This window comes from Arthrobacter sp. MW3 TE3886 (genome assembly GCF_041262145.1).
Taxonomy (GTDB): Bacteria; Actinomycetota; Actinomycetes; order Actinomycetales; family Micrococcaceae; genus Arthrobacter.
Genome location: NZ_JBGCAN010000001.1, coordinates 139,183 through 159,816, shown reverse-complemented (window position 1 = coordinate 159,816; position 20,634 = coordinate 139,183). Strand labels below are relative to the sequence as shown.

At 68.4% G+C, this 20,634-nt stretch carries 24 protein-coding genes; 12 read left to right on the top strand and 12 right to left on the bottom strand.

Translation table 11 applies throughout. The features are described 5' to 3' along the window. Positions 1 to 15 precede the first annotated feature (15 nt). Together ABH915_RS00770 and ABH915_RS00765 are read left to right on the top strand one after the other, a co-directional pair. Entirely contained in the window at positions 16 to 642 is a 627-nt protein-coding gene (locus ABH915_RS00770; RefSeq protein WP_370116712.1) for an FMN reductase, read from the top strand. A gap of 69 nt (positions 643 to 711) precedes the next feature. Further along, complete coding sequence (locus tag ABH915_RS00765) at positions 712 to 1,119, top strand: zf-TFIIB domain-containing protein (protein WP_370116709.1); 408 nt, start codon at positions 712 to 714, stop codon at positions 1,117 to 1,119. Positions 1,120 to 1,176: 57 nt separating this feature from the next. Here ABH915_RS00765 and ABH915_RS00760 read toward each other — a convergent pair whose 3' ends face one another. Continuing rightward, positions 1,177 to 1,749, bottom strand: a complete 573-nt coding sequence (locus tag ABH915_RS00760; RefSeq protein WP_370116706.1) for a hypothetical protein — start codon at positions 1,747 to 1,749, stop codon at positions 1,177 to 1,179. A 3-nt stretch (positions 1,750 to 1,752) separates the two neighbouring features. Next, the gene (locus tag ABH915_RS00755; protein WP_370116703.1) at positions 1,753 to 2,199 is read right to left on the bottom strand and encodes a hypothetical protein; all 447 of its coding nucleotides are present in this window, start codon (positions 2,197 to 2,199) and stop codon (positions 1,753 to 1,755) included. Positions 2,200 to 2,893: 694 nt separating this feature from the next. Between ABH915_RS00755 and dnaB the strand changes: the two genes are divergently transcribed. After that, on the top strand, positions 2,894 to 4,279 hold the full coding sequence (dnaB, locus tag ABH915_RS00750) for a replicative DNA helicase (RefSeq protein WP_018775337.1): 1,386 nt from the start codon (positions 2,894 to 2,896) through the stop codon (positions 4,277 to 4,279). Positions 4,280 to 4,300: 21 nt separating this feature from the next. Here the strand turns inward: dnaB and ABH915_RS00745 are convergent, their stop codons facing one another. Continuing rightward, positions 4,301 to 5,275 carry an acyl-CoA thioesterase gene (locus ABH915_RS00745; protein ID WP_370116699.1) on the bottom strand — a complete coding sequence of 325 codons (975 nt, stop codon included), beginning with the start codon at positions 5,273 to 5,275 and terminating at the stop codon, positions 4,301 to 4,303. Positions 5,276 to 5,443: 168 nt separating this feature from the next. Then, positions 5,444 to 5,878, bottom strand: coding sequence for a DoxX family protein (locus ABH915_RS00740; protein ID WP_370116696.1), 435 nt, complete (start codon positions 5,876 to 5,878; stop codon positions 5,444 to 5,446). 148 nt (positions 5,879 to 6,026) lie between these two features. On the opposite strand from ABH915_RS00740, the gene ABH915_RS00735 reads away from it, so the two are divergent. The 3 genes from ABH915_RS00735 to ABH915_RS00725 all read left to right on the top strand — a co-directional run bounded on the left by ABH915_RS00735 (position 6,027) and on the right by ABH915_RS00725 (position 8,496). Continuing rightward, on the top strand, positions 6,027 to 7,382 hold the full coding sequence (locus ABH915_RS00735) for an MATE family efflux transporter (protein WP_370116693.1): 1,356 nt from the start codon (positions 6,027 to 6,029) through the stop codon (positions 7,380 to 7,382). 75 nt (positions 7,383 to 7,457) lie between these two features. Beyond that, complete coding sequence (locus tag ABH915_RS00730) at positions 7,458 to 8,051, top strand: hypothetical protein (RefSeq protein WP_370116690.1); 594 nt, start codon at positions 7,458 to 7,460, stop codon at positions 8,049 to 8,051. Positions 8,052 to 8,133: 82 nt separating this feature from the next. Next, positions 8,134 to 8,496: a hypothetical protein gene (locus ABH915_RS00725; RefSeq protein ID WP_370116687.1), complete on the top strand. Its 363-nt coding sequence runs from the start codon at positions 8,134 to 8,136 to the stop codon at positions 8,494 to 8,496. Between the two features lie 47 nt (positions 8,497 to 8,543). On the opposite strand, the gene ABH915_RS00720 is transcribed toward ABH915_RS00725, so the two are convergent. Continuing rightward, entirely contained in the window at positions 8,544 to 9,086 is a 543-nt protein-coding gene (locus ABH915_RS00720) for an ABATE domain-containing protein (protein ID WP_370116684.1), read from the bottom strand. Positions 9,087 to 9,290: 204 nt separating this feature from the next. On the opposite strand from ABH915_RS00720, the gene ABH915_RS00715 reads away from it, so the two are divergent. Both ABH915_RS00715 and ABH915_RS00710 read left to right on the top strand, forming a co-directional pair. After that, positions 9,291 to 10,244, top strand: coding sequence for a DMT family transporter (locus ABH915_RS00715; RefSeq protein WP_370124904.1), 954 nt, complete (start codon positions 9,291 to 9,293; stop codon positions 10,242 to 10,244). Between the two features lie 32 nt (positions 10,245 to 10,276). Beyond that, the gene (locus ABH915_RS00710) at positions 10,277 to 10,549 is read left to right on the top strand and encodes a DUF2277 domain-containing protein (RefSeq protein WP_028277626.1); all 273 of its coding nucleotides are present in this window, start codon (positions 10,277 to 10,279) and stop codon (positions 10,547 to 10,549) included. Between the two features lie 27 nt (positions 10,550 to 10,576). Here the strand turns inward: ABH915_RS00710 and ABH915_RS00705 are convergent, their stop codons facing one another. The 4 genes from ABH915_RS00705 to ABH915_RS00690 all read right to left on the bottom strand — a co-directional run bounded on the left by ABH915_RS00705 (position 10,577) and on the right by ABH915_RS00690 (position 14,368). Next, positions 10,577 to 12,880 carry a heavy metal translocating P-type ATPase gene (locus tag ABH915_RS00705; protein ID WP_370116680.1) on the bottom strand — a complete coding sequence of 768 codons (2,304 nt, stop codon included), beginning with the start codon at positions 12,878 to 12,880 and terminating at the stop codon, positions 10,577 to 10,579. Positions 12,881 to 12,998: 118 nt separating this feature from the next. Continuing rightward, positions 12,999 to 13,229 carry a heavy-metal-associated domain-containing protein gene (locus ABH915_RS00700; protein ID WP_370116677.1) on the bottom strand — a complete coding sequence of 77 codons (231 nt, stop codon included), beginning with the start codon at positions 13,227 to 13,229 and terminating at the stop codon, positions 12,999 to 13,001. A gap of 67 nt (positions 13,230 to 13,296) precedes the next feature. After that, on the bottom strand, positions 13,297 to 13,656 hold the full coding sequence (locus ABH915_RS00695; RefSeq protein WP_018775348.1) for a metal-sensitive transcriptional regulator: 360 nt from the start codon (positions 13,654 to 13,656) through the stop codon (positions 13,297 to 13,299). 214 nt (positions 13,657 to 13,870) lie between these two features. After that, entirely contained in the window at positions 13,871 to 14,368 is a 498-nt protein-coding gene (locus tag ABH915_RS00690) for a universal stress protein (RefSeq protein ID WP_370116674.1), read from the bottom strand. Positions 14,369 to 14,519: 151 nt separating this feature from the next. On the opposite strand from ABH915_RS00690, the gene ABH915_RS00685 reads away from it, so the two are divergent. The 3 genes from ABH915_RS00685 to ABH915_RS00675 all read left to right on the top strand — a co-directional run bounded on the left by ABH915_RS00685 (position 14,520) and on the right by ABH915_RS00675 (position 16,291). Continuing rightward, positions 14,520 to 14,732: a hypothetical protein gene (locus ABH915_RS00685; RefSeq protein WP_370116672.1), complete on the top strand. Its 213-nt coding sequence runs from the start codon at positions 14,520 to 14,522 to the stop codon at positions 14,730 to 14,732. Between the two features lie 93 nt (positions 14,733 to 14,825). Then, positions 14,826 to 15,950 (top strand): WD40/YVTN/BNR-like repeat-containing protein, encoded by a 1,125-nt coding sequence (locus ABH915_RS00680; protein WP_370116669.1) that lies wholly within the window; start codon positions 14,826 to 14,828, stop codon positions 15,948 to 15,950. A 14-nt stretch (positions 15,951 to 15,964) separates the two neighbouring features. Continuing rightward, positions 15,965 to 16,291, top strand: a complete 327-nt coding sequence (locus ABH915_RS00675) for a MoaD/ThiS family protein (protein ID WP_370116666.1) — start codon at positions 15,965 to 15,967, stop codon at positions 16,289 to 16,291. 4 nt (positions 16,292 to 16,295) lie between these two features. Here the strand turns inward: ABH915_RS00675 and ABH915_RS00670 are convergent, their stop codons facing one another. The 3 genes from ABH915_RS00670 to ABH915_RS00660 all read right to left on the bottom strand — a co-directional run bounded on the left by ABH915_RS00670 (position 16,296) and on the right by ABH915_RS00660 (position 19,407). Next, a complete protein-coding gene (locus ABH915_RS00670; RefSeq protein WP_018775353.1) occupies positions 16,296 to 16,532 on the bottom strand; it encodes a hypothetical protein in 237 nt (78 codons plus the stop codon). A gap of 149 nt (positions 16,533 to 16,681) precedes the next feature. Then, positions 16,682 to 18,415 carry an alpha-amylase family protein gene (locus tag ABH915_RS00665; RefSeq protein ID WP_370116663.1) on the bottom strand — a complete coding sequence of 578 codons (1,734 nt, stop codon included), beginning with the start codon at positions 18,413 to 18,415 and terminating at the stop codon, positions 16,682 to 16,684. After that, the gene (locus tag ABH915_RS00660; RefSeq protein ID WP_370116660.1) at positions 18,412 to 19,407 is read right to left on the bottom strand and encodes a TIGR03885 family FMN-dependent LLM class oxidoreductase; all 996 of its coding nucleotides are present in this window, start codon (positions 19,405 to 19,407) and stop codon (positions 18,412 to 18,414) included. The genes ABH915_RS00665 and ABH915_RS00660 overlap by 4 nt, the downstream gene beginning before the upstream one ends. 105 nt (positions 19,408 to 19,512) lie before the next feature. Between ABH915_RS00660 and ABH915_RS00655 the strand changes: the two genes are divergently transcribed. After that, positions 19,513 to 20,598, top strand: a complete 1,086-nt coding sequence (locus ABH915_RS00655) for an ATP-dependent DNA ligase (protein ID WP_370116657.1) — start codon at positions 19,513 to 19,515, stop codon at positions 20,596 to 20,598. Positions 20,599 to 20,634: the final 36 nt, after the last annotated feature.

The following is a 20,634-nucleotide window of genomic DNA, read 5'->3' as shown; positions in this document are numbered from 1 at the left end:
ACTTAGGAGCTCTCCGTGGAAACCCGCCGTATCACCGTTATCTCCGCCGGACTCGGCGTCCCCTCCTCGAGCCGCCTGCTGGCGGACCAGCTGGCTGCCTCGGCCGAGCGGCAGCTTGCCGCGGCCGGCTACGCAGTGGAGATCGAGGTCTTGGAGTTGCGGGACCTCGCCGTGGACATCGCCAACAACTTTGTGACCGGATATGCGGCTCCGCGACTGGCCGAAGTGATCGCCGGTGTCGAGGCCTCCGACGGCCTGATCGCCGTCAGCCCCGTGTTCAGCGCATCCTACAGCGGGCTTTTCAAGTCCTTCATCGACGTGCTCGACCCCAAGACGCTCGAGGGCAAGGCCGTGCTGATCGGGGCCACCGCCGGAACGGACCGGCACCAGATGGTGCTGGACTTCGCGATGCGGCCGCTCTTCACCTACCTGCGCACCCGGATCGCCGCCACCGCGGTTTTCGCCGGCCCGCAGGACTGGGGAAACAACGACGACGGCGGCTCGCCGCTCTCGGTGCGCGTGGACCGGGCGGCGGGGGAGTTTGTCGTCCTGCTGCAGGACTCAGGGCCGCAGCAGAAGCCGGCCGCGCTGGAGTCCCTGCCGTTTGAGCAGCTGCTCGCCGGGATCTCTGCCCAGCGGTAGGGCCCGCCGGCCCTCCGAACCTGCAGCGTCGGTCCGAACCTTTTCGGCCGCCCGCTCGTTGTCCGGGACATGAAGTGTCCCGTGGATTCTATTGACCTGATCATGAGTGAACGCAGCGGTGTGGAGATCGACTATTGCCCCCAATGCCGCGGGGTGTGGCTGGACCGGGGAGAGCTGGACAAGATCATCGACCGTGCGGCGGAGTCACTGGGCCCGGCAGCTGCAGGCCCCGCCGCGCCGTTGCCGCCGGCAGCGATGCCACCTACGACACCCGGTCACATACCGCCCCCGCTGTACAACCTCGACCCGCGCCGGGATGACCGGCGTCCGGATGACCGCCGCTATGACGACCGCCGGTACGATGAGCGCCGCGACCGTCCCCGTCCCGACCAGGCGAGGTATGAGCAGCCGCGTTACGATGACCGGCGCCGTCCCAAGAAGAAGGAAAGCTGGCTGGGGGACCTGTTCGACTTCTAGCCCTGCGGACTCCCGGGCCCTGAGGGTGGCCCGGACTGGGCGTGGGGCCCGCGGTGCTCAGTCGCCGAGCAGTGCGATGAATTCCCGGGCCTGCTTCATGGAAATATCCGAGTGGCGGGTCAGGGCGGTCGCTGCGGCCTCGGTGTCGCCGCTCTTGGCCAGGGTGCGGATCCTCCCGTAGATCTCATCATTGAGCATGTTGCTGCTCACCTCGCGGGTGACATCGCCCTTGCTGGCGATCGCGCGGTAGCGGTACGAGAACCGCTGCGGGACGTCGTCGTCGTCCGGAACGGCCGCCGGGGCTGGCTCCGGGGCGCGGAAGGGCTGGGGGTGGGCTGCCAGTGCCGCGACGGCGTCGCGGGACGCCCGGAGGCCCTCGCCTGTTGCCTCGAGGTAGACCTTGATGGCGGCCATGGCCTGCCCCTGCGCGATGAGCGCGTAGAGCTGCCGGTGCTGTTCCTGGGTGAGCCTGGCGGCCGCGGTCCGGGCCAGCTCAGCGGAGTCGTGGTCCGGCTGCGGCGTGGGTGCCGGACTGGAGCGTTTACCGCGGCGGCTCCACGCCCGGACGGCCATCAGCACAGCGGCGGCCACGAGCACCAGGATCAGTACGGGAATGAGCAGGGAGTCCATGTGCTAGAGCCGATCTACGTAATACTTTGCGGTCTTCAGATCCGAATGGGTCGACTGCCGCAGCAGCCGGGCGGCCTTCGTCTTCTGGCCGTCGCGGGCCAGCGACTGCAGCTGCAGGAGGAGTTGCGGACTAAGGTGTCCGATGGCGAACAGCGCGTCCTCGTGGCCGGCGCCGCCCCGGCCCAGCAGGGCGGAACGGGCGTGGTCGGCCTGTTGCGATTGCTGCTGGGAGTTCTGGCTGGGGCGCGTGGTCGCTTCAATCCGGGCGCGGGAGGCCTCGGCAGCATGGACCTGCGCCGCGTAGTGGGCCTGGGACTTAACCGCCAGTTCCTGCTGGTAGCGCTCGGCCTCTGAGATGCCGTGGTTCCGCGGCTTCAGCGCCGTGACCGCCGCCCAGAGCACCGCCGTGAGGATGAGGGCAGGCAACATGACTATCAGTACATCGCCCATGGTTAGAGCTTATGCCAGATTGCCGTTATCCACAGCATGTTCCGCACCTCGCGTACAGTGCGCGGCGGCCGGCGTCAATTCGCTTCGGTGGGATGAATCCGGTCACAAAATGTGCAAATCGGGCGGCAAATGTGGCCTCCTGCGCTGCCTCGTATCCCCAGCCCCAAGGTGCAGGCTGTGGATGAAGCTTGGCGGAAATTGTTTTGTGTCCACAAGATGAATCCAACATTTCCGCAGGTCAAGTACAGATTACAGGCTTAACTTTTTTTCTATCCACAGCTCTACCCACAGACTGTGCACAAGCATCAGGCACTAGTGCACAGGTTATCCACAGGGCAGCGGAGTTGCCGGGTTGGTGCCTGTCCCATCGGCGGATAACGTTGCAGGATATCGGGCGTGGGAAGCGGAAAACCTGCGGTCACCGGGTGGTGCCAACCAGGCCACCGACCCCGGGGCCCGATGCCCACGGAGCCGCACCAACACTGTGGATAACCGCGGTGGTCGGACCGCGCGAACTGTCGGAGCTGACTGGTAAGAATAAAGCGGCCGGCATGTGCCGGGGTTTGCCGCCGGCTTCACAGCGGTTTGGCTTCACGGCGGTTTGGCTTCACGGCGGTTTGGCTTCACAGCGGTCCGGCGTCACTGCAGTTCGGCGTCACAGCGATTCGGCATCACACAATGAAGGACGGCAGTTTTGTCAGTTACGCATCTGGACTCAGTCGAGGGTACGCGGGGAGCCGAAGGCAGCCGCAAGCCTCCGCAGGACATCCCCGCGGAGCAGTCAGTTCTGGGCGGCATGATGCTGTCCAAGGACGCCATCGCCGACGTCGTTGAGATCCTGCGTGGCCAGGACTTCTACCGTCCGGCGCACGAAACCATCTACGAGGCCATCATCGACCTCTACGGCCGCGGCGAGCCCGCGGACGCCGTCACCGTCTCGGACGAGCTGACCAAGCGCGGCGAAATCAACAGGATCGGCGGACCCGCCTACCTGCACGAACTCATCCAGACCGTCCCCACGGCCGCCAACGCCGGCTACTACGCCGAAATCGTGGGCGAACGCGCGGTGCTGCGCCGCCTGGTTAACGCCGGCACCAAGATCGTCCAGCTCGGCTACGGACAGGACGGCGAGGTCGAAGACCTGGTCAACCAGGCCCAGGCCGAGGTCTACGCCGTCGCCGAACGCCGGACCGCCGAGGACTACGTGGTCCTCAAGGACGTCATGGAATCCACCGTGGACGAGATCGAGGCCTCGGGCCACCGCGGCGAGGGCATGGTGGGTGTCCCCACCGGCTTCTACGAGCTCGATGAACTCACCCACGGCCTGCATCCGGGCCAGATGATCGTCATCGCCGCCCGCCCCGCCGTAGGCAAGTCCACGTTCGCGCTGGACTTCGCCCGCTCGGCCGCCATCAAGAACAACCTCGCGACCGTCATGTTTTCCCTCGAAATGGGCCGCAACGAAATCGCCATGCGCCTGTTGTCCGCCGAGGCCACGATCGGCCTCCAGGACCTCCGCAAGGGCACCATCAAGGACGAGCAGTGGTCCAAGATTGCCACCACCATGGGACGGATGAACGATGCGCCGCTGTTCATCGATGACAGCCCCAACATGTCGCTGATGGAAATCCGGGCCAAGTGCCGGCGCCTGAAGCAGCAGCATGACCTCAAGCTGGTGATCCTGGACTACCTGCAGCTCATGAGCTCGGGCAAGAAGGTGGAGTCCCGCCAGCAGGAAGTCTCCGAGTTCTCCCGTGCCCTGAAGCTTCTGGCCAAGGAGCTGCAGGTGCCTGTGATCGCGCTGTCGCAGCTGAACCGTGGCTCCGAGCAGCGCCAGGACAAGCGCCCCATGGTCTCGGACCTGCGCGAATCGGGCTCCATCGAGCAGGATGCCGACATGGTGATCCTGCTGCACCGCGAAGACGTCTATGACAAGGAGTCCCCGCGCGCCGGTGAGGCGGACATCCTGATCGCCAAGCACCGTAACGGCCCCACAAAAGACATTGTGGTGGCCTTCCAGGGCCACTACTCGCGGTTTGCCAACATGGCCGCCGACGCCGGCGGTGGCGGCGGCTTCTAGCCCCCTGGCCCCTGTCCGGCCCTAGCGGTCGCCGGCCGCGAGCAGGTGGTTGGGCAGCCGGTTCCCCGGGGCCCGGCCGCGGATTTCCAGCAGTTCGCGGGCGTGGGCGTGGAGCCGGATGTCTTCCGCGGACACCGGCACCCACTGCGGAATCGGAACCGAGGTGCCGGTCTCGTCGCGGGCGACCATGACGGTCAGGCAGTAGGTGGTCAGGTTCAGCTCGCGCCCCTTGGGGTCTCCGGACCGGACGTGGACGGCGATGTGCATGCCCTTCGTTCCGGTGTACACCAGCCGGGCCTCCACCTCCACGACGTGGCCGATCAGCAGCGGCCGGTAGAACCGCACACCGCCGGAGAATACGGCCACGGTGTCCTTGCCGCAGTAGCGGGAGGCGCAGACGTAGGCAGCCTCATCGATCCATTTCATGACGATGCCGCCGTGCACCTTGCCGCCCCAGTTCACGTCCGTGGGTGCCGCCATGAACCGCAGCACCACACGCTCGGCCGTGCCGGCGTCGGTATATTCCTGTGCGCTCATGGCCTCCACGATGTCCTCGCGGACTTTGATCCGGGCCAGCGCGTGGTCCCGCTGTTCGATTTCTTCCGGCGTCACGGGGACGAACTGCGGCACCGGTATCGGCTTGCCGTCAGCGCCCACGGCCACGAAGATCACGATGCACTGGCTGCGCATGGTGGCGGGGCCGCCCTTCGGATCGCCCGAGGACACCACGGTGCGGATATGCATCGAGGACCGCCCGGTGTACACGATCGTGGCCTCGACCTCCACCATGTCGCCGCTGTTGACCGGGTCCGCGAAGTGGATGTTCCCCACGTAGGCCGTCACGCAGTAGGACTTTGCCCAGCCGACGGCGGCGGCATAGGCGGCCTTGTCCACCCACTCGAGCACGGTGCCGGCGTCGACAGAGCCGCTGTGCCCGACATCGGTGGGGGCCGCCAGGAAGCGCAGGGTCACGGAATTGGGCGCGTTCTCGCTCATATTGTGAGTTTACTGATTGCCCCGGCGCGTGCCGCCGGCCGGCGACACAATCGCTGTCCGGCACGCCATAACCCAGCCATATCCCGAAGACATGCGACGGCGGGCGGCCACCAGAAGGTGACCGCCCGCCGTCGCGCACTGTAGGCCGTGAGCGAAGCCGTGGACGCCTTAGGCCAGGACGCGGAGCTTCGAGTCGGCGCGGCCGAAGAGGGCGCGGTCGGCGGAGAGCTTGCCGGCGCCGACGAGGGCAACGGCTGCGGCGGCGGCCGCCAGGATCAGGACGAGTTCATAGCCGCCGGTTGCGACGAAGACGCCGGCGGAGGCGTGGACCATGAACAGGGCGCCGAGCATGTCCAGTGCGAGGAGGGCCGCAAAGACGCGGGTGAGCACGCCCAGGATCAGCGCGACACCGCCGACGAGCTCGAGGGTGGCGACGACGGGAGCCACCGCCTGGGCTGCCGGAACACCCATCTGGGAGAAGGCGGCCTGGGTGCCGGCGATCGTGAATTCGTTGAACTTCTGCCAGCCGTGGGCGGCGAACAGGAAGCCGGCGATGACGCGCAGGATGGTTCGGGCGGAGGTGGTCAGGGCGGGCTGGTTCATGGGAAATACCGTTTCGTAAGGAGGAGGCGTCGCGGCTCTCTGGCGCCGCGGCTTCGGTTGCGTTCAAGATCCAGTCTCCCCGACATTTAGTTGAAATGTCAACTAAAAGACGCGCAAGGTCGATTCGCTGCCCGGCTAGGGTTAAGCCGTGCAACCTTCCCCGCAGCTGTCCACCGCCCCGCCGCCGTCCACCGGGCAGCGCCGGGAGATCCTGCGCCTGGCAGTGCCGGCCTTCGGCGCGCTGATCGCCGAGCCGCTGTTCCTGCTCGCGGATTCGGCCATTGTGGGCCACCTCGGCGTGGCCGAACTGGCCGGCGTCGGGCTGGCATCGGCGGTCCTGCACACGGCAGTCGGACTGATGGTGTTCCTCGCGTACTCCACGACGCCGGCAGTGGCGCGGGCCATCGGCAACGGCCAGCTGCCCAAGGCCCTCGCCGCCGGACGCGACGGCATCTGGCTGGCGCTCCTGCTCGGACTCGTCCTTGCGGTCGCGGGATTCCTGGCCGCCGGGCCGCTGCTGGACCTGATGGGCGCCCGGGGCGAGGTGCATGGGTTTGCCGTGGACTACCTGCGCGGGTCCATGCCAGGCCTCGTGGCGATGCTGCTCATCTTCGCGGGCACCGGCGTGCTGCGCGGACTCCAGGACACCCGGACCCCGCTGATCGTCGCCGCCGCAGGGTTCACGCTGAACATCGCCCTGAACCTGGTCCTCGTCTACGGGCTGGGCTGGTCCGTCACCGGCTCGGCCGTGGGCACCAGCATCGCGCAGTGGGCCATGGCGGCCGTCTATGTGCTGATGGTCCGGCGCAACGCCCGCACCAACGGGGTGTCCCTGCGGCCGGACTGGCGTGGCATCCGGGCCCTGACCGGAGTGGGTTCCTGGCTGATGCTGCGCACGCTTAGCCTGCGGATTGCGATTCTCGCCACGGTGGTGGTGGTCACCGCCCAGGGGCCGGTCAATCTCGCCGCGCACCAGCTGGCCATGACCATCTTCACATTCTTCGCCTTCGCCCTCGACGCCCTCGCGATCGCGGCCCAGGCCCTGATCGGCAAGGAACTCGGCGCGGTCCGGCCGGTGGAGGCACGTGCGCTGACGCGCACCATGACCCGGTGGGGGCTCGGCTTCGGCGTCCTGACCGGGGTCCTTCTGGCTGCCGCGGCACCGTGGGCGGGCGCCCTCTTCACGCCCGACGCCGAAGTCCAGGCTGCGCTTACCGTCGCCCTTTGGGTGCTCGCCGCCGGGCAGCCGCTGGCCGGATACGTCTTTGTCCTCGACGGCGTCCTCATCGGCGCGGGCGACGCCCGCTACCTGGCGATCGCCGGGGTCGTCAATCTCGCCGCCTACCTGCCGCTGCTGCTGGCCGTGCTGTCTTCCGGCGCTGGCGCCGGGACGGGATTGCTCTGGCTGTGGGCCGCCTTCTCACTCGGCTACATGGCGGCGCGGGCGCTCACGCTGGGCCTCCGGGCCCGGACGGACCGGTGGATGGTCCTCGGCGCGCGGTGAGTGCAGGCTGGGTGCGCACTGGGCCCGCCCGGCCGGCAGACGCGCTCAGCGGCGGCTTCGCACTAAACTGGACGGGTGACTCTTCCCGCAGCGCCTGACGCGACCCCTGCCATCCGCGCCGCGGCCGACCTCTTCAAGCCCGTGCTTGTCAGGGCGGCCGTTGCGCTCGTGTTTGGCGCGGTCACCGTGTTCTGGGCGGCGCCCCCGGAGTCGGGCATGGGCTGGGCCGGCGGCCTCTACCTGCTGGCCACTGGTGTGGTGATGATCTGGACGGTGCCCAAGACCGGATTCCGCCCGCAGGAAGGCGCCGGCAGGGTCCTCTCCGCCGGCGGAGCAGCCCTGGCCGGAGCCGGCGCGGCCGTGGCCCTGATCCCCGCCCCGCTGGTCTTCGGAATCATCGCGGCAATGGGCCTGGGCGTGGCCGGCGCCGCGGAGCTGTTCGCGGGCATTCGTAGCCGCGGCCGGTCCGTGCTGGCCCGCGACTGGATCGCCTCCGGTGTGATCGGGCTGGGCACTGCGATTGCGCTGCCGTTCTTCATCGGCCTCGGCCCGCACGCCCTCCTCGGCGTTGCCGGCGGCGGGGCCATCATCAGCGGCGTCCTGTGGATGCTGTCCGGACTGACCCTGCGCCATGATGCTCCGGGCGATTCCGCGGAGGCCGTAAACTAGTACCGACAGGTTCTACCCGGCGTAGAACAATTGCGGTAACAAGACAGCCGCGCCTTTGCGCGGGCTGCAGGAGGAAAACACCTTGGCACAGCAGAAACCCGGAGCGCCCCGCAGCCTGCGGACCTCGGTCAAGGGACCGCTCATGTTCTCCGCATTCTGGGCCGTGGTGGTTTTCTTCGGCGTCCTGATCTTCGCCTCGGGCGGCAGCGCCCGCGCACCCCGTTTCGATCTGGCGCTCATCGGCGCCGGGATCGCCTTTATTGTGATCCTGGTAGTGGCCGCCATGCTGGCCATGAGCCACAAGGAGAACCCCGCCGATCTGGGGAAAGGCTCCGGCGTTAACCTAAGTTCCAAGCGCACGCCCTCCGGCCATGGCGGCCCGGCAGCGCACCCCCGCCCCGAGGCCGGCCCCGGCGATTCCCGCGACAACGGGCCACGGGCCTAACAGCGGGGCTTAGCAGGCGTAGGCCTCACAGCGGCGCGCCCGCGGCGTCAGGACGCGGCTTTCCGGGCCCGGTACGCGGCCACGTGCGCGCGGTTGGCGCAGTTTCCCGTGTCGCAATAGCGCTTCGAGCGGTTGCGGCTCAGGTCCAGCACGACGGCGTCGCAGTCGTCCGCGGCGCACACCAGCAGGCGGTCCATTTCCTTGCTGCGGATCACGTCCACGATCGCCATGGCCGCCTCCGTGCTCATCCGGTCGGCCAGCGGCGCCTCCGGGGTGGTGGCGTGCAGGTGCCAGTCCCAGGGGTCGTGCTTGACCAGCTGGGGCAGCGCCCGGGCCTCGCGGAGCAGCCGGTTCACGGTCTCCGCGGCTGCTGACTCCCCGGCCTGCCAGAGCTCGGCGAGCTCGCCGCGCAGCCGCCGCACGCTGGCCAGCTCGGCCCCGTCCCGGGTGCGGGAACCGGTGAAGCCCTCGGCCTCCAGGAAGTCGTCCAGATCCTTGACCGTGGCCAAATGTTCCTCACCATTGGCCGCGGTGTTGATGAGGTTGACCACAGAACGCAGGGCAACTTCCGTGTCAGGGGCAAAAACCATCTTGACTCCTTACCTTGCCGGGGCGTAATGTCATGAGCATAACCCTACTTTACTCCTGACAGGAGAATGCCCGTGTCTGCCCCCCAGCGTCCCGTCGCCATCCCGGTCCGAGACCTTGCCGCCCAGCGGCCTGCCTCCGAACCGGGCGGCACCCTGCAGGACGCCAGGCAGGGCACCACGCGGGCCGCCGCGCCGTCCGGGTTCATGGCATCGGGCCTGGGCGTCGCCCTGTTTTCGTCCGCGGTGTTCGGGCTCTCCGGATCATTCGCCAAGGCGCTCCTGGAAACGGGCTGGACTCCCGGGGCGGCCGTCACGGCCCGGCTCACCGGTGCGGCCCTGATTCTGGCCGTCTTTGCTCTTCCCTCCTTGCGCGGGCGCTGGCACCAGCTACGGGACAACTGGCTGACCGTGCTGCTGTTCGGATTCATCGGCGTCGCCGCCTGCCAGCTGTTCTATTTCAACGCCGTATCCCGGCTCTCGGTCGGCGTCGCCCTGCTGCTGGAGTACCTGGCGCCGGTCCTGATCGTGCTTTGGCTGTGGGCCGCCAGCCGGAAACGGCCGCGGCCACTGACCATTGCCGGCACTCTCCTGTCCCTCGGCGGGCTGGTCCTGGTCCTGGACCTCACCGGAGCCGTCAAGGTCGACCTCATCGGGGTGCTGTGGGGGATCGCGGCCGCGGTGTGCCTGGCCATCTACTTCTTCATTACGGCCAAGGAAAACGACACCCTGCCGCCCATCCTTCTGGCTTCCGGCGGGCTCATGGTGGGCGCCATCGTCATGTGGCTGACCGCGGCTACCGGGCTGTTGCCGATGGCCTTCAGCACCGCCGACACCCGCCTGGCGCCCTGGGTCACCCCGTGGTGGGTGGCGCTGGGCGGCCTCGTGGTCCTGGCCACGGTGGTGGCGTACGTGTCCGGAATTGTCGCCGCGCGGGCACTCGGCTCGAAAGTCGCGTCCTTTGTCTCCCTCACCGAGGTGCTGTTCGCCGTCGTCTGGGCGTGGCTGCTGCTCGGCGAACTGCCCGGCCCCATCCAGCTCCTGGGCGGACTGCTGATTGTCGGCGGGGTGGTGCTGGTCCGGCTGGACGAGCTCCGGGCCCCGTCCGGCACCGGCGCGGCAGCGCTGGACCACGCGAACGACTGCGAGCCCGTGCCGTAGGCGGTTGTCCCGAAGGCCCTTAGCATGGAGATATGTGCCGAAATATCCGGACCCTCCACAATTTTGAACCCCATGCCACCACCGCGGAGGTGGAGGCCGCCGCGCTGCAATACGTGCGCAAGATCAGCGGCAGCACCAAGCCGTCCAAGGCCAACGAGGAGGCCTTCAACCGGGCTGTGCATGAGATTGCCCATGCGACGCAGCACCTCCTCGACTCCCTGGTGACCCACGCCCCGGCAAAGGACCGCGGGGAGGAGGCGGCCAAGGCCAAAGCCAGGGCTGCCATCCGCTATGGCGCGGCCTGAGGCGGGAGCGCCGGGGCTAAGGCCGGCCTACTTTCCGAAGCCGCGCAGCCGCAGCGAGTTGGCCACCACCAGCACGGAGCTGGCGGCCATGGCGGCGCCGGCGATCATCGGGTTGAGCAGGCCCAGAGCCGCCACCGGGATGCCCACGGCGTTGTAAAAGAAGGCCCAGAAGAGGTTCGTCTTGATGGTGCCGAGCGTCCGGCGGGACAGCTCGATCGCCTGCGCCACCTGCCCGAGGTCGTTGCCCATCACCGTCAGATCGGCTGCCTCGATGGCGACGTCGGTGCCGGAGCCCATGGCGATGCCCAGGTCCGCCTGCGCCAGCGCCGCGGCGTCGTTGACGCCGTCCCCGGCCATGGCCACAGTGGCGCCGGCCGCTTGCAGCTTCCGCACGGCCTCAACCTTGCCCGCGGGGAGCACACCAGCGAAGACGTCATCCGGGCTGATCCCGACGGCGGCCGCCGCCTGGGCGGCCACAGCGGCGTTGTCGCCGGTCAGCAGGATCGGCCGGAGCCCGAGCCCCCGGAGCCGGGTGACCGCGGCCGCGGAGCCGGGCTTCACGGTGTCCCGCAGGCTGATGAGACCGGCGGTTTCGCCGTCCACGGCAACCCAGACGGCCGTGGCGCCAGAGTCTTCGGCAGCCCCCAGTGCCTCGCGCTGCGCCGGGGCCGGGGCCACGCCGGACTCCAGCAGCCAGCCGGTGCGCCCCGCGACTACGAGCCGGCCGTCAACGGTGCCCCGGACGCCTCCGCCGGGTGCGGAGCGGAAGCCGGCGACGGCGGGGAGGCCGGCGCCGTCGTTGTTCACGCGCCCCGCCGCCGCGGCCAACGCGGCAGCGGCGATGGCCCGGGCGATCGGGTGCTCGGAGGCGTTTTCCACAGCCCCCGCCAGGCGCAGGACGTCCGCGTCGCTGTACCGCCCGAAGCTTTGGACGCCGTCCACGGCAAGGCGGCCGGTGGTGACGGTTCCGGTCTTGTCCAGCAGGATCGTGTCCACCGTCCGGGTGTCCTCGAGGACTTGCGGGCCCTTGATCAGGATCCCCAGCTGGGCGCCCCGCCCGGTCCCGGTGAGCAGCCCGACCGGGGTGGCCAGCCCGAGGGCACAGGGGCAGGCGATGACCAGCACGGCGACGGCGGCGGTGAAGGCGCTCCGGAGCTCGTCGGCGCTGACGCCCGGTGCGGCCGCCATCAGCCACGCCGCGAAGGTGAGGGCGGCAATGGCCAGGACGACCGGTACGAAGACGGCGCTGATGCGGTCTGCGAGCCGGGCGATCGGCGCTTTTCCGGTCTGCGCCGCCGAGACGAGCCTGCCCATCTGGGCCAGGGTGGTCTCGGACCCGACGCGGGTGGCACGGACCAGGAGCCGGCCGGAGGTGTTGATGGTGGCCCCGGTGACCTGGCTGTCCGGGCCGACTTCCACGGGCACGGATTCGCCGGTCACGAGGGAGGCGTCCACCGCAGAGGAACCGTCGATGACGACGCCGTCGGCGGCGATCTTCTCGCCGGGGCGGACCACGATCACCTCGCCGAGGCCCAGCTGGTCGGCCGGGATCTTGTGCTCGGTGCCGCCGCGCAGGACCGTCGCGTCTTTGGCCCCCAGGTCCAGGAGGGCCTTGAGGGCATCTCCCGCCTTCCGTTTGGCGTTCGCCTCGAGGTAGCGGCCAAGCAGCAGGAAGGTGGTGACCACGGAGGCGACCTCGAAATACAGGCCGCCGGAACCCATGCCCTCGGCCGCGGGATGTTCGGTCATGCCCGGGTCGGCAAGGAGCTGCCAGGCCGAGAACGAGTAGGCGGCAATCACGCCGATGGACACCAGGGTGTCCATGGTCGAGGCCAGATGCCGTGCGTTGATGGCCGCGGCGCGGTGAAACGGCCACGCCGCCCAGGCAACCACCGGCAGGGCCAGGATCGCGGCCGCCCAGCCCCAGTTCGGGAACTGGAACGCCGGGATCATCGAGATCGCGAGGACAGGGACGGTGAGCACGGCCGCCACAAGCAGCCGCGGGCGGAGCGAGGGGGCGGCTGTGCCGGGCGGAACCCCGGTGCCGGCCGGGAGTTCTGCAGGCTCCACCGGCGTGCCCGGGTACCTGGCGGACCGGATGGTGGCCTTGTAGCCCGCGGCCGCGACCGTGGCGGTGATTTGGTCGTCGGTGATGTCCGCGGGGACGCTGACGCGGGCGGACTCCAAGGGCAGGTTGACGCTGGCCTCGACGCCGTCGAGCTTTCCGAGCCTGCGCTCGACCCGGTTGACGCAGGAGGCGCAGGTCATGCCCTCGATATCGAGGTCAATGACGCGGCTCCCGGCCTGGTCCAACAACTGCTCGCTGCTCACGGCGCCCTTCTTGTCCCGCTCGATTGGTCGTCTGCTGTTCCGTCGTCTGCTGTTCCGTTGTCTGCGCCCCACGGCGTTTGCCGTTCCGGCGCCTGCGCGCGCCCGGCGCGGTTGTCCCTCAGGCTTCGCTGGCGACCACGAGGTAGCCGGCCTCGGCGACTGCCTCGCCGATTTCGGAGGACTGCAGTGCTTCGCTGGAAGTGATCGTGACGATGGAGATGCCGCCGGCGTTGAGGTCGACGTCGACCTTTTCGACGCCGGAGAGCGCCTCAAGTTCTTCGCTGACGGAGGACACGCAGTGGCCGCAGGTCATGCCGGAAACGTTGACGGTGGTTGAAACGGTGGCCATGGAGTGCTCCTTGTCGCTGGGCCGGGTGTGGTTCCCCGGCCCGGTGGTGTGGTGGGTGGTACGGGTCCTAGCGGAGCAGGCGTCCGATGGCATCGGTGGCCTCCTTGACCTTGAAGTCGATGGCCTCCGCACGGAGTTCCGGATCCGGCTCGGCGGCGGCGCCAACAACACAGTGGCCGATGTGCTCTTCGACGAGCCCCAGGCTCACGGCATGCAGGGCCTTGGTGACGGCGGCGACCTGGGTGAGGATGTCGATGCAGTACTTGTCCTCGTCGACCATTCGGGCGATGCCGCGGACCTGCCCCTCGATCCGCTTGAGCCGGCGAAGGTAGGCATCCTTGTTGGAGGTGTAGCCGTGCTCAGGGGGCCGGGCGTCAAGGGGAACAGTGTCCAGACTCGCCGTGCCGGGATCTTCTGACTCGCTCATGCCCTCAACATATACCCCCTAGGGGTATGTTTCAAGCCTGCGGTCCGGGACGGCGCCGATGTGGAACGTTGCGCAAAACAAAGAGCTCCGGAGTGCGTTATTGGGGGATACGCACTCCGGAGCAGCTTTGGGGTAACCCGTTCGTCCGGGCTACAGATCGAGCTTACTCGCCGGTAGTGGGATAACACCAGCGGTCCGAATAAGTACTTTCGCTTTATTTTCTTCCCGCCGGAGCGGCCGCCGGAACGATCAGGATTGGACGCTCCTGGTGGTGGCTCAGCCATGCCGCCACGGAGCCATTGAGCGCGGCGGAGATGCGGTGGCCGAGGCCGCGTTCGGGGGTCCCCACCACGATCACTGACGCGTTGGTGTCCGCGGCCAGCCTGCCGATCGCCCGGGCCGGGTCCCCGGCCAGGGTGCGCAGCGTCCAGTCGATCCCCAGGGGTGCGCAGAGTGCCTCAACGACGGAACGCAGCTCCTGCGTGGTGGCCCGGATCCGGGCCTCGTCGGCGTCCGGGTGCAGGGACAGGCGGTGTGCGGACCGCCCCGGATCCCATTCCACGAGGTAGCTGGCCTCGTCCACGTAGGCGCAGATCAGGGGCGCGGCGAGGGACTTCGCGAGGGATGCCGCCGTCTGCAGCACTTCCGGATGCTGTCCCGGAACCACACCCACTACGAGAGGCGCCGGGCCGTTGGCGGAGTCGTCAGGCATACTTCATTCTGGCGCCGGGGTACGGTCCTGAACAGGGGCTTACTTCCCGTTTGCCCGGCCTGGGACGGTACCGGCGCCGAATGCCGCGGCCTCCCTTGAACAGCCCGCGGGTGGGGCCTACGGTTGAAGGACACAGGAGGAGGTGGCCGCCGTGGAGATCTACATGTGGTGGTTGGATCTGGATTTGGCGAGCAAGGAATGGCTTCGGGAAAACCTGCGGACCATCGAATTGCCCGAGGCCGTGCAGCGGGGAATCGCGGACGCCGGCGGGCCCCGTCCGGCTGAACCGTCCGCCGCCGGCGCGGCCATACTGACGGCCGCGGACTGGGACTTCATCGAGACGCAGTCGGAGTTCGTCGACTGACCCACATGCCACCGGAGCGGTAGCGCACCCCGGCAACGCCGGTAGAACAGTGCCGGTAGAAAACCGTTGCGGCCTTCCGGCGGGGATGGTTGCATGGGACGCATGGCTACTGCAGAGAGTTACGTCCTGGCGATCGGGACCAAGAAGGGCCTTTGGCTGGCGACCAGCCCGGACCGGAAAGATTGGTCCCTGTCCGGGCCGCATTTTCTGATGAGTGAGGTGCCGAGCATCGCCATCGATACCCGCGATGGCAGGACCCGGATCCTGGTGGGGGTCCGCTCCGAGCACTGGGGTCCCACGGTTTTCCACTCGGATGATCTCGGCGGATCCTGGACCGAACCCGATAACGGTGCCATCACGTTCCCGGACGGCACCGACGCCGCCCTGGAACGGATCTGGCAGATTCACCCCGACGCCGACTCCCGCCCGGGCGTCGTGTGGGCGGGCTGCGAGCCGATCTCGGTCTGGAAATCCACCGACGGCGGCGAGCACTTCGAGCTCAACCGCGGCCTCTGGGACCATCCGCACCGCAGCGAATGGGGCGCGGGCTATGGCGGTGCTGCGGCGCACTCCATCGTCGTCGACCCCACGGGCGAGAAAGTCCACGTTGCCATGAGCACCGGAGGGGTCTACCGCTCGCTCGACGGCGGCGCCTCCTGGGAGCCGCGCAACAAGGGAATTTCCGCGTACTTCATGCCGGATCCCAATCCGGAATTCGGCCAGTGCGTCCACAAGATCGCGGCCGACGCCGCCGTCGACGGCCGCCTGTACGCTCAAAACCACCACGGCGTGTACCGCAGCGACGACGACGCCGAATCGTGGGAGTCGATTGCGGAAGGTCTGCCGGCGGACTTCGGTTTTGTGATGCTGACGCATCCGCGGCGGGCCGGCACTGCCTGGGTGGTCCCGCTGAAGGCTGACGGCGAACGTATCCCGCCGGACGGGAAGCTGGCCGTGCATCGGACCGATGACGCCGGCGCCAGCTGGAAACGGCTTGATGCCGGACTGCCGGAGGCCGAGTACAACGCCGTGCTGCGTGATGCTGCCAGCGTCGACGGTGCGGAGCCCGCGGGCGTCTACTTCGGGACCCGGGGCGGCAGTGTCTACGCCAGCCGGGACGAGGGGGAACACTTCACCGAGGTCGCCTCGCACCTGCCGGATGTCCTGTGCGTCCGGGCAGCCGTGGTCTCCGCGGCCCTGCTCCCTGCACAGCCGTGAAGGGGTAGAAACGCATGACCAGCGGCGTGATCAGCGGCGAAACCATGCCGGCAGACCCGGCGATCAGTGTGGTCCTGCCCAGCGTCCTCCAACCGCTCGCCGGCGGGCAGTCCATCCTGACTGCGCCCGCCGAGGCGGCGGTGACGGTGGAGTGGGTGCTGGATACGGTGACCGGGGACTATCCGGCGCTGTCGCGGCGGTTGCGGGACGAGACCGGAAGTGTTCGCCGTTACGTGAATATATACGTCAACGGGAATGAAATCCGGCGGCTGCAGGGTCTGGTGACTGCCGTGGCACCGGGCCAGGAAGTCGTCATCATCCAGTCAGTGGCGGGAGGCTGACCCCTCAGGCGACCCGCCAGACGCTGCATTCGTCCGCGTTGATGGCCTTGCGCATGCCGGTGTGGCGGTCCATGATCCAGACGACGCCGATTCCGGGCGCCGTTTCCTGAACGCTGCCGCGGCGGATCACGACGTCATCGTAGTTCGGGCCTACCCGCAGGCGGGCCTCGATCTCATCGCCGCGGTGCAACTGGTCAAGGGCGCGGACGCGGGTTACATGGGCTTTCGCTTCCTTCAACATGGCGGGGCCTCCTGGACTGGAGCTGGTGCCTGCTCTTGCCGGCACTTCCAGTGTCCTGCGCCAATGTTGCGTCCGCGTTTCGGTGCGGTAAGGGGCCCGTTAGATCTCGGGGGCGCGGCCGATACCGTCCCCCTTCAGGGCGGGGCGCCTCAGGGGAGGTGGCGTTCGCCCGGGCGCTCGACCCGGAACCACCGGTACCCGTAGCGGTCCAGCGGGACTTCGAAGGCGCCGTCGTCGGAGAGCGGGATTTCCTCGCCGCCGAGCAGGTCCCGGAGCACGGCCCCGGCGTACGAACGCCCCGCGCTGGCCTTTGCGTCCGGACCCCCCGGCCCGCCTTCCTCGTCCTCCGGCGGGACCAGCGCGGCCGTCACAGACGCCGGTTCGGCGCCAAAATTGTGGGCGGCCACCACCGTGGAGCCCTCCCACGTGCAGCGGTGCAGCAGCACCGCCGGTGCGGCCTGCTTGATGAGGTCGAACCTGCCCCAGCCGAGCTCGGGACATTCCCGGTAGCGCTGGATCAGCGTCGCGATGAAGTTCCACAGCGAATCAGGATCCCGTTTGGCGGCTGCGGCGTTGATGTGCGCCGGCCCGAACGGTCCGTCCACGGGCTGGGCCACGAGGTCCCCGGGAGGGGCCGTCGAGAAGCCGCCGTTCCCGGTGTGGTCCCACTGCATGGGGGAGCGGACGGCCGAGCGGCCCTTCGCGCGCAGGTCTTCGCCCATCCCGATCTCTTCGCCGTAGAAGAGCACCGGGGTGCCCGGCAGCGAGAACATCAGGGAGTAGACCATGCGGATCCTGGCCGGGTCGCCGCCGAGCATGGTGGGCAGCCGCCGCCGCAGGCCGCGGCCGTACATCTGCATGTCGGGATCAGGGCCGAAGGCGGCGAAGACCTCCCCGCGTTCGGCATCGCTGAGCTTGTCCAGGGTGAGTTCATCGTGGTTCCGGACGAACATGGCCCATTGGTTGTCAGGATTGATCTTCGGACGGCTGCTGAGCGTCCGCGCCAGCGGCCTGGCGTCCTGCCGGGCCAGTGCCAGGTACATGTTCTGCATTGAGAGAAAATCAAACTGCATGTTCAGTTCGTTGCCGGCCGGGCCGCCGAAGTACTTCAGCTGCTCTTTGTAGGGAAGGTTGACCTCGCCCAGCAGCACCGCACTGCCATGGCGGCGGTTGAGGAAGCTGCGCAGGGCGCTCAGGTACTGGTGCGGGTCGATTTTCGCGGCTTCATCCTTGGGCTCGCCGAGCAGCTCCAGGAAGAAGGGCACCGCGTCCAGCCGGAAGCCGTCCAGGCCCAGCTGCAGCCAGAATCCCATCGACTTCGCAATCTCGTCCCGCACCTTGGCATTCATCACGTTCAGGTCGGGCTGGTGTTTGGCGAACATGTGCAGATACCACTCGCCGGTGGCCTTGTCCTGGGTCCAGATGGACGTTTCCTCGCCGGGAAACACCACCTGGTCTGAGGTATCCGGCGGCGTGTCCTTCCGCCAGACGTAGTAGTCGCGGTAGGGGTTGTCCACGGACTTCCGCGCCTGGACGAACCACGGGTGCCGGTCGGAGGTGTGGTTGATGACAAAGTCCGCGATCACCCGGATGCCGCGGTCGTTGGCGGTGCGGATGAATTCCACCAGGTCCCCCAGGCTGCCGAGCCGGGGATCCACGCCGTACATGTCGGTGACGTCGTAGCCGTCGTCGCGGTCCGGGGAGGGATAGAAGGGCATGAGCCAGATGCACGTGACGCCGAGCGCGGCAAGGTAGTCCACCCGCTGGATCAGCCCGCCGAAGTCCCCGGTGCCGTCGCCGTCGCCGTCGAAGAACGTCTCCGGATCCAGGCAGTAGATCACCGCGTTCTTCCACCAGAGATCCGAGGTCTCGGCGATTCTCACAGCGCACCGTCCGTTCCGGCCCGGGTCTGCCCCGCCGGGCGGAGCTGGGGGAGGACATGTTCGGCGAAGGCGTCGATAAAGGGTGTCTGCTCCTGGCCGACAAAGTGCAGGTACAGCTCATCGAATCCGAGGTCCAGGTAGGCGGCCAGCCATTGGGCGTGCTGCCCGGCGTCGGCGGAGACGTTGACGACCGCCCGCACCTGGTCCTCCTGGACACCGGTGCTGACGCCGTCGAAATGGGCCGCCGTGGGCAGGTCCCAGGGAATCGGCGGCGCAAAGACGTTGGTGCGCCACTGGTCCTCTGCGATCGCGACGGCCTCTGCCTCCGTCGGCGCCCAGGACAGGTGGACCTGGAGGGCAGCCTTCCCGCGGCCACCGGCGTCCCGGTAGGCCGCCAGCATGTCCTTCAGTTTTCCCGGCGGCTGGTTGACGGTGACGAGTCCGTCCGCCCAGGCTGCTGCCCGGCGCGCTGTTTCCACGCTCACGGCCGGGGCAATCAGGGGCGGTTTGGTCTCCGGAACGTCCCAGATCCGGGCCTGCTCCACCGTGACGAGCCCGTGGTGCGTGACCACGTCGCCGGCGTGGAGCCGGCGGATGATGTCCACGCACTCCTCCAGCCGGCGCTGCCGCGTCTCCTTCGGCGGCCAGGCCTCACCGGTGACGTGCTCGTTCATGTACTCGCCGCTGCCCGGGGCCATCCAGAAGCGGCCGGGAAACATGTCCGCCAGGGTGGCTGAGGCGTGCGCGATGATCGCCGGGTGGTAACGCTGCCCGGGCGCCGTCACCACCCCGAAGCGCAGACCGGTGGTGGCCAGCGCCGCCCCGAGCCAGGACCAGGCGAAACCGGAGTGGCCCTGCCGGGCGGACCACGGCTCAATATGGTCCGAGCACATGGCGGCATCGAAGCCGGCCTGCTCGGCCAGCTGCACGTCCAGCAGGAGGCGGCGGGGGCTGATCTGTTCATGCGAGGCGTGGAACCCGATGATAGCCATCACCCATGTTTACCGCCGGGGCGGGCACGTGTCGAGGAAGCCTTGGTGGAGGAACCACTACGTGGGGGGTGGCGGTGCCGGGTCCGCGGCGCAAGAATGGGCGCTATGCACCTGCCGTTGATGCCTCCCATTGCGCCCATGCTGGCCAAAGCACTCCCCGCACTGCCATCGACGGACGCCGGAACGGGCTGGCTCTTTGAACCGAAATGGGACGGCTTCCGCTCCATCATCTTCCGTGACGGCGACGAGGTGGAGATCGGCAGCCGGAACGGCAAGCCGATGACACGCTATTTCCCTGAGCTTGTCGAGGCGCTGAAGTCGGAGCTGCCGGAACGCTGTGTGGTGGACGGCGAGATCATCCTGGTGGCGGCCTCCGGGGACCGGCTGGACTTCGACGCGCTCCAGCAGCGCATCCATCCGGCCGCCAGCCGGGTGAAACTGCTCGCGGAACAGACCCCGGCGCGCTTCGTGGCGTTCGACCTGCTGGCCCTGGGCGACGAGGATCTCACGGGCAAACCCTTCTCCGAGCGCCGCCGGCAGCTGGAGCGCGCACTCGCAGCCAGCGCGGCGCCGGTCCACGTCACGGCCGCGACCTCCGACCGGGACACGGCGCAGCGCTGGTTCCGGCAGTTCGAGGGCGCCGGTCTTGACGGGATTGTGGCCAAGACGCTGGAGGGCAGCTACCAGCCGGACAAGCGCGCGATGGTCAAGGTCAAGCACGAACGGACGGCGGACTGCGTTCTCGCCGGATACCGCGTGCACACCTCCGGTCCGGACCGGATCGGCTCGCTGCTCCTGGGGCTCTACGACGACGCCGGGGTGCTGGCAAACGTCGGCGTGGTGGGCGCCTTCCCGATGGCCAGGCGCGCGGAGCTGTTTACCGATCTGCAGGAGCTGGTCACCGGTTTCGACGGCCACCCCTGGGCCTGGGCCCGGCAGGAGGAGGGGGCGCGGACTCCGCGGAAAGCCGAGGGAAGCCGGTGGAGCGGCGGCAAGGACCTGTCCTTCACCCCGCTGCGGCCCGAGCGCGTGGTGGAAGTGAAGTATGACCACATGGAGGGCGAACGGTTCCGGCACACTGCCCAGTTCCTGCGCTGGCGTCCGGACCGCGATCCGCGCTCTTGCACGTACGACCAGCTGGAGGAACCGGTGAAGTTCGATCTCGCCGCAGTTCTGGGCGCCGCACCCTAGCCCGCCAACCACCGCAACGCCTTAACCCGTCAACGC